The 1055-nt window shown below is 32.8% G+C and carries 1 protein-coding gene; it reads right to left on the bottom strand.

What is annotated here, in order from left to right:
• Positions 1 to 278: 278 nt before the first annotated feature.
• Positions 279 to 1055: type IV secretion system protein (locus tag ACFIJS_RS09000; protein WP_375651278.1), on the bottom strand; the 777-nt coding region annotated here is incomplete at its 5' end.

Genomic DNA, 1055 nt, shown 5'->3' with positions numbered 1-1055 from the left:
CATATGTTTTTGTTATCTGATCAATTTTATTGAAAAGTTGCGTGAACACTGTAAAGTTCATGGAATTCCTCTTTAACGAATCTTCAACTTTTTATCACCTTGAAACATAGATACATGCTAAACGCTTCATTTTCATTTATACATTACCTAAGTATTTTCACCACGATATCTTGGTTTTGATAAAACTCTTCTGCCCATCTGAATTATTTAGGTAGTACGGAACCTTCTACATTGGCTGTGGTTTTCATGAAAAAAAGCAAATGTTGTAAAGAACTTTATTAGTTAAATCTTACTTTAGGCACATTTTGGTTGTCATAGGCTATAATTTTTCCATACAATTTACGTTTTTGTATTTCGGTAAGAGCCTCTTCGTTATCGCTTAAATTTCTGACCATTTGTAGCTTTGTATATTCATTTTGGAGCATGGCTGACATGGTCTTGATGCGTGTTTGCAGCTCGAAAACTTCTTTCAGATCTTTTGTTTTATCTATGTTATTTAAGAAATCAACAATTTGTATAAAGCGGTTTTCTGCGTCTTGGAAAGTTTGCAAACTTACAGCTTTATCGACAATTCCACTATATTTAAGACGCGTATCAATTATTTTGCGCATCTGCTGCTGCGGCAAATTCCAGAAGGTGTATCTTTTCTCTTCATTAAGAACAGAAAGTAAAAGATTTTGAAATTGCCCAACATTTATGCCATGATATTGTTGTAGCATTTTTGGGTAGATAGAAGGCAAATCTTGTATGAAAAAACTCTTGCTCTCTCCTATTGTTGGTTTTTGTATTCTATTTCCTGTTATAGATTGATGGATTTTTTTCGCGTTTTCGATCTGGTTTTCGTTTTCTTTAATTTGTTGTTTTAATAAATTAATAATTTTCAAATATATTGCTTTTGCATCAGGGAAAGGAGTTTGAACAGTTGGACCTTGAGTCCCAGAACCCCAACTAAAGTTAGACGTTAGAGTTAAATTTATCATTCCCAAAAGAGTAATCATTCCTGTTATAATAAATCGCTTTTTCATCTGTCTTCTCGTTTGATTTCGGGAGGGATT

This window comes from Bartonella sp. OT172YNZD, assembly GCF_042193725.1.
Classification (GTDB): Bacteria; Pseudomonadota; Alphaproteobacteria; order Rhizobiales; family Rhizobiaceae; genus Bartonella; species Bartonella grahamii_A.
Note: the sequence above shows the minus strand (reverse complement) of the source record. Positions and strands in the feature narration are given on the sequence as shown.